Source organism: Streptomyces sp. CBMA291, assembly GCF_014596525.1.
Taxonomy (GTDB): domain Bacteria; phylum Actinomycetota; class Actinomycetes; order Streptomycetales; family Streptomycetaceae; genus Streptomyces.
In genome coordinates this window covers 1-5,961 of record NZ_MSJP01000076.1, presented here as the reverse complement: position 1 = coordinate 5,961, position 5,961 = coordinate 1, and the positions used below count along the sequence as shown (strand labels likewise).

At 74.7% G+C, this 5,961-nt stretch carries 4 protein-coding genes; all 4 read right to left on the bottom strand.

The genetic code is table 11. The features are described 5' to 3' along the window. Positions 1-1,731 (bottom strand): serine/threonine protein kinase (locus BU197_RS18295; protein WP_411158500.1); only part of this gene is annotated, 1,731 nt, incomplete at its 3' end. A 512-nt stretch (positions 1,732-2,243) separates the two neighbouring features. Next, positions 2,244-3,521, bottom strand: coding sequence for a hypothetical protein (locus BU197_RS18290; protein WP_188269360.1), 1,278 nt, complete (start codon positions 3,519-3,521; stop codon positions 2,244-2,246). 59 nt (positions 3,522-3,580) lie between these two features. Beyond that, a complete protein-coding gene (locus BU197_RS18285; protein ID WP_188269359.1) occupies positions 3,581-4,630 on the bottom strand; it encodes a glutamate ABC transporter substrate-binding protein in 1,050 nt (349 codons plus the stop codon). Next, positions 4,627-5,961: hypothetical protein (locus BU197_RS18280; protein WP_223184103.1), on the bottom strand; the 1,335-nt coding region annotated here is incomplete at its 5' end. The genes BU197_RS18285 and BU197_RS18280, both read right to left, overlap by 4 nt.

Here is a 5,961-nt window from a genome sequence, read left to right as displayed (position 1 = left end):
CCCCGAGGGCGGCCCGACCGCCGGGCTCGCGGTGGCCCCGGCCCGCCCACGGCGCCGGAACCGGCTCCGGCGCGCGCCGAGGAGCGACACGTCCTGTGCCGGCTCGGCGAACAGCGCCGTGTCGGTGACCCGCACCTCGGTCCCGAAGAGCGTCGAGAGCGCCGGACGCGGCCGCCCCGACTGGAGCGCCACGACCTCGCGCAGCACCCCCGTCAACTGCTCGGCCATCTCCTGCGCGGAGGCGAACCGGCGGGCCGGGTCCGGGTCGGTCGCCCGGACCAGGAACCGGTAGTACGACTCGTACGCCCGGAAGACCTCGATGTGCTCCGGATCGGGCAGCGAGTCCACGAAGACGTTGGTGTAGCCCTGGAAGTCGAAGGTCATCACCGCGAGCGTGCGCGCCACCGTGTACAGGTCGCTGGCGACCGACGGGCCGACCTCGGCCACCTCCGGCGCCTGGTAGCCGACCGTCCCGTAGATCGCGGACTCCTCGTCGTCCATCCGCCGGACCGCGCCCATGTCGATGAGCTTCAGCTGGTCCTCGGACTGGATCGCGTTGTCCACCTTGAAGTCGCAGTACAGCAGGTTCCTGCTGTGCAGATGCCCGAGCGCCTCCAGGGCCTCGATCCCGTACGCGCAGGCCTGCTCGACCGGCAGCGGGTCGCGCCGCCCGTCGGGCGCCCGCCGGTCGTTGGCGATCTCCTTGAGCGACTTGCCGCCGACGTACTCCATGACGATGTAGCCGTCGAGGGAGCCGGTCCGCTGGTCGAGGTGCTCGACGAAGTTGTAGATGCGGACGATGTTCGCGTGCTCGATCTCGGCGAGGAAGCGGCGCTCCGAGATCGCCGCCGCCATGGCGTCCTGGTCACCCGTGTCGAGCAGGCCCTTGAGCACCACCCACCGGTCGGAGACGGCCCGGTCCACGGCGAGGTAGATCCAGCCGAGCCCGCCGTGCGCGAGACACCCCGCCACCTCGTACTGGCCGTGCACGATGTCCCCGCCGCGCAACTTCGGCACGAAGGAGTACGGGTGCCCGCACGCGGTGCAGAAACCTTCGGTACGCCCCTGCCGCTCGCCCCGCGAACGCCCCACCGGCGCCCCGCAGTCCGAACGCGAGCAGAATCGCTTCCGCTCCGGGACCTCGGGATTCGCCATGACCGCGCCCCGAGGATCGGGCCGAGGCACCTCGGGAATCGCCACGAGCCCCGCCCCCAGCCGGTTGCGGGCGGACTGCCCGCTGGAGGACCCGGTACTGCGCACCGAGACGGAAGGCGCGGTGGCCCCCCCGGAGAGCCCCGGCGAAAGCCGCCCGGACACGGACCGCCGGGAGGAGGCACTGGCGCTTCGGGAGGAGGAGGCGGAGGAGTTGGAGTTGGAGGCGGAGGAGGGACCGTCGGTGCCGGTGCCGGTGCCGGTGCCGGTGCCGGGGGTCGGGCCTGCGCCCGTGCCGGGGAACGGGCCGGTGCCCGCGCCCGTGTTGGGGGCCTGGCCGGGGCCCGGGACCGGGGCCGCGCCCGGGGCGGAGCCGGTGCCGGAGGCCGGACGGGAGCCGGGGACGGGACCGGAACCTTGGGCTGTGCCCGGACCTGTGCCCGGGGGCGAGCCGGTGCCGGAGGCCGGACCGGAGCCGGGGCCCGAACCGGACCCCGGGACGGGACCGGAACCTTGGGCCGCACCAGGGACCGTGCCCGGGGCCGAGCCGGAGCCGCCGCTCGGGCGGGAACCGGGAATCGAGCCGGAACCTCGGCCCGCACCCGCACCCGCACTCGCACCCGCACCCGCACCCGCACCCGCGATCGAGCCGGGGCCGACGATCGGGCCCGAGCCGACGCCTGGCCCGGAGCCCGGTCCCGGACCTGAGCCCGGCAGCGAGCCGGACCCCGCGTGCGAGCCGGAGCCCTGTCCAGCGCCCCGTCCTGTGTCCGGCAGCGAGCCGGACCCCGCGCCCGGAACCTGGCCCGAGACGCCCGTACCGGCCCCCGGGAACCAGCCCGAGGACCCCGCACCGGCACCCGGAACCTGGCCCGAAGCCGAAGCCGAAGCGCGTCCCGACCCCCGCAGGGGACCCCGCGATGAGCCTCCGCGTGCGACCGTCACCCCCGTCGGTGTCGGGCCGATGTCGCCGCCGGGGGCGACCACCGGGGCCAGGCCGCAGGCGCCGCAGTACAGCTCGCCGCCTCCCATGTCCTCGTACGAGCCCTCGCACGAGGGACGTTGACAGCTCCCCACGCCCGTCTCCCCGCTCACCACTCGCGTCCTCCCGTGTCTCTCGGGCCGGACAGTACCTCCGCCACCGTCCGCTGGTAGCGCAGCACCGCCTGCTCCGCGACCCGCAGGTCGCAGGGCGCGGACCACAGCATCCGGCGGGCCGTGTCGTACCGCTCCGTCAGGATCGGGTCCTCGGCGCCGCCCAGACGCGCCACCTTCGCCCGGTAGGCGTCCAGGCGGCCCCGCAGCTCCGCCCGTACGGCGAGGGGCGCGGTGACCGCCGTCAGCGACTCGCGGGCCCGCAAAAGCTCGTCCTCCGCCTCCCGTTCGAGGGAGTCGAGGAGTGGAGAGAGACGGTGCCAGCGGGCGTGTCTGCGGTGATCGGCGGCGGCGGCGAGGCGCTCGTGGAGCACGGTCGACGGCCCGCTGACGGCCGGCACCTCCGAGGCGGCGATCTTCGCGAGGACCTCCCCGCGCGCGGACCGCGCCTCCGCGAGCGTCCGTTCCGCCCGGGAGAGCACGTCCCGCAGCCGCATCAGCCGCTCCTCGGAGTCCTGCCGGACCGCGAGCACCGCCTCTATCTCGCGGCGGACGTCCTCCAGGGCGAGCGCCGCCCGGTCGTACCGCAGGGTGTCGGGCCGCCCGCCGCCGGGCGCCGAACTCCCCGCCGCCGGATGCCAGAACGCCAGCGGGTCCGTCACCACCTGGGACCGCAGCGCGGTCAGCTCGGCGGTGATCGCCTCCAGTTCGTCGCCCGCCGGATGCTCCCCGGGGCGTACGCCGACGGAGTGGGCGAGCGAACGGGTCCGGCCCAGCTCTGCGGCGAGCAGGTCGATCCGGGCGGGCAGCGCCGACCAGACGGCGTCGGCGGTGACCACCACGTCGAGGGAGGAGGCGTACAGCTCGTTCATCCGCCGGACCAGGCCCTCCAGGGTGAACCGCTCCGACAGCAGCCCCCGCTCGCCCGCCCCGCCCGCGACGACCACGCTCTCCCCGCGCAGCCGCTCGGTCAGCCCGGCCAGCTCCTCCCGGCCGGGCCAGCGGTGTCCGGCCCGCACCTCACGGGCCTTCCGCAGCGCCTCGGTGTACACCTCGAAGCAGCTCCAGAGCAGCGTGATGGTCCGCTCGGCCGCCGCCCACCGGTCCAGGGTCGTGCCGGTCAGCGTCGCCCCTTCGAGCAGTCTGCGGCCCGCGTGGTCCTGGAGTGCGAGGAGGGAGTCCTCGACGGCCTTGTGCTCGGCTCCGTGCCGCGCCAGCGCGCGGTCCACCTCGTCCCGGTCCATCACCGGCCCAGGGGATCCCGGGACGCCCATCGGTCACCTCTTCCTCTCCGTGTACGGGCGCCGGTACGGCGCCGCTGCCCGGGACCGCGTCACTTGTACAGGGGAGCGGGCGGCCCCGGTATCCCGGGCAGGTCCTTCTCCAGCCAGGTCTTGTACGCCTGCTGCCAGGGCCCCTGCCGGTAGCGCACCAGGACCTGGTTGACCCGGCGGACCAGGTCGTCGTTGCCCAGCTTGGCCGCCACCCCGTAGTACTCCTCGGTGAACGGCCTGCCCTTCAGCTCCACCGCCGGGTCCTGCGCCGCCTGGCCCGCCGCCAGGGCGTTGTCGGTGACGATCGCGTCGACCTCGCCGAGCTGGAGCCTGGCCAGACAGTCCAGCTGGTTGGGGACGGTCAGCAGGTCCTTGTCGTCCTTGGTGCCGTCGCCCTCGTCCTTGAAGACCGCGCCGAAGGACTTCTCCGCCAGGGCGTCGTAGGCGGTGGAACCCTCGGCGGTGCAGACCCGCTTGCCGTGCAGCGAGGAGTCGTACCCCGTGATGTCCCGGGCCGCCTTGGGTGCCAGGACCTGCTGGCCGGCCTGGAAGTAGGCGGTGGAGAAGGCCACTTCCCCGATCCGCTTGCAGTTGATCGTCATGGTGCGCACCACCAGGTCGATCTTCCCGCTGTTCAGCAGTGCGGTCCGCTGGTTGGTGGGGATCGCGCGGAGGATGACCGCGTTCCGGTCGCCGAGCAGGTCCTGGGCGATGGCACGGGCCAGATCGATGTCGAAGCCCTCCAGGACGCCCTTCGCCGGATTCCGGTAGCCCCAGCGGTAGCTGGACTGGTCGACGCCGACGATCAGCTTCCCGCGCCGCTTGATCGCCTCGACCGAGGGTCCGTCCGCCGACGACGGGGTCAGCGAGGCCTCCGGGTGCGCGCAGGTCTCCGCCTTGATCTGGATGCCGGTGCCGATGCCGGCGCCCGGACCGCGCGTCCCGGGAGCGTCCGCGCCGGGCGTGCCGTGGGCCAGCGGCAGCAGGGTGAGCGAGCCGGTGAGCCCGCACGCCACGGCCATCGCGGCCACCCCGCCCCAGCCCCGGAACCGACGTGCCGTCCGCCGCGCCAGCGGGAAAGAGCCGTTCGGCACCCCGCCCCCTCTCACCGGTACTCCGACAGTCTGCGGTTGACGCCGAGCACGGCGCCCGCCGCGCCGAGAACGCCGAGGACCGCCGCGCCCAGCGGCAGCCCCCGCAGCGCGTCCCCCGCAGCCGAGGCGGCACGGGTGAACTCGACCTCCTCGTGCGCGAGGGCTCGCTCCAGGGCCGTGTCGACCTGGTCGAAGGCCTGGTCCGTGGAGTCCTTCGGGCCGAGGATCCGGCCGAGGGCGCCCTCGTAGTCACCGGCCTCGTCCTGCGCGCGGGCCGCCTTGTGGCGCCGCTGCCACTCCCCGGTGCGGGCGATGGCCTCGTCGACGGGGACGCGTCCCGCGGTGTCGTCGGCCCGGTCGCGGGCGGCGGCGAGGGACCTGGTCAGGGTGTCCATGCTCGCCGCGTAGTCCGTGTCGTACTTGTCCTTGCGGTTGCGCGGGTCGGCGTCCTCGGTGAGGACCGCGCCCCGGGCCACCAGGGTCAGGTTCTCGTTGGCGCGGGCCGTGAGGGAGCCGATCCGGGCGGTGTTGAGCACCTGGAGGGAGTCCTGCCCGTGGACCTGCGCGTCGTTCAGGCCGGAGCGGGCGACGGCGTGCGCGGAGACCACCCAGAGCAGGGCGACGGCGGTGGCGGCGGTGGCGGCGAGCAGCCCCTGGTTGAACACCCGGTGGGTGCGCAGATAGGTTCGGCGCTGGGCCCAGCCGAGGGCGGCGAGGGCGAGGAGCCCGAGGGCGATCGACACCCGGGGCCAGGCACGGGCCGCCGAGTCGTCCTCGTGGAGCCGCCGGGTCTCGGCCTCGTAGAGCCGCTCGGCGGCGGGGAGCAGGGTGGTGGTCATCTGCTGGTTGGCGTACCGCAGATAGGCGCCGCCCAGCGGCAGTCCCTGCCGGTTGGCGGCTCTGGCGCGCTCGATCAGGCCCGTGTAGCGGGGGAGCTGTTCGTTGAGGACGGCCAGCTCGGCGGCCGAGGCGCCCGATCCCTCGGTGTCCGCGGCGGCCTCGACGAGGAGCCGGGCGGCCCCGGCGATGTCCCGGTCGTACCGCTCGCGGGACTTCTTCGGTTCGAGGGTGCCCGCGAGGAAGCCGCTGGCGGCGGTGGTGTCCGCGTCGGCGAGGTACCGGTAGAGGGAGGCGGCCTTGCCGGAGAGCGGCTGGCTGCGGTGGACGACGTCGTCGGCGGCGCCGGCCCGGTCGTCGACCTGGAGGGCGGTGACGGCCCCGAACGCGACGACGAGCAGGGCGAGGACGGCGCCGAGGATCCGGAGCCGTCCGGGCTCGGTCGTGGCGGCGACCCGCAGCCGCTCGCGGCCCACGGCCCAGGCGCCGCGCCCCGGGGGCGGGACGCT

Coding starts and splice junctions, on each gene's coding strand:
- BU197_RS18290 (WP_188269360.1), bottom strand. CDS start 3,521: ATGGGCGTCCCGGGATCCCCTGGGCCGGTGATGGACCGGGACGAGGTG.